We start from the raw sequence: 708 nt of genomic DNA on the forward strand, positions 1-708 counted from the left end.
GCGGCCCAGAGGTAGACGAGGAAGAAGGCGGGCAGGACGACGTAGGCCTGCATCATCTTGGTGTTGAAGGCGAAGCCGATCGCGACCCCGGACCAGACCAGGGGCATCATCCGTCCGGTGCGCACGGCCTTCATGAGGGCGGCGGCGCCGAGCAGCATGAGGAAGACGAGGACGGGGTCGGGGTTGGTGTCGCGGGTGATGGCGACGGTGATCGGGGTCAGGGTCAGGGCGAGGGCGGCGATGGTGGCGGCCATCGCGCCGAAGTCCCGCTTGATCATGCGGTGGAGCAGGGCGACGGAGCCGGTGCCCAGCGCCACCATGGGGAGCATGAGCTGCCAGGTGCCGTAGCCGAAGGCGCGGGCGGAGAGGCCCATGACCCAGAGGGCGAAGGGGGGTTTGTCGACGGTGATGAAGCTGCCGGAGTCCAGGGCGCCGAAGAAGAAGGCCTTCCAGCTCTTGGTGCCGGAGTAGACGGCGGCGTTGTAGAAGGTGTTGCCGGTGACGGAGGAGAGGTTCCAGGCGTACAGGGCGGTGGCCAGGACGAGGATCGCCCAGAGGGTGGGGCGGGCCCAGCGCGGGTCGTCGGGGGCGCCGGTGAAGAGCCTGCGGACACGGCTGCTCGGGGCGGGCGGCGCGGCCCGGTGCCTGCGTTCCTGGGCGGGCGCCGCGGGCGGCGGGGCGAGGGTCGTCATGACACGTACTCCAGGT

At 70.6% G+C, this 708-nt stretch carries 1 protein-coding gene; it reads right to left on the minus strand.

All coding sequences use genetic code 11. The annotated features are described in order from the left end of the window. Positions 1–692, minus strand: a 692-nt coding sequence (locus IG08_RS0153290) for an ArnT family glycosyltransferase (protein WP_030622156.1), incomplete at its 3' end; no start/stop codon positions are given. Positions 693–708 lie beyond the last annotated feature (16 nt).

The sequence above is a fragment of the Streptomyces fulvoviolaceus genome, assembly GCF_000718165.1.
GTDB lineage: Bacteria > Actinomycetota > Actinomycetes > Streptomycetales > Streptomycetaceae > Streptomyces > Streptomyces fulvoviolaceus.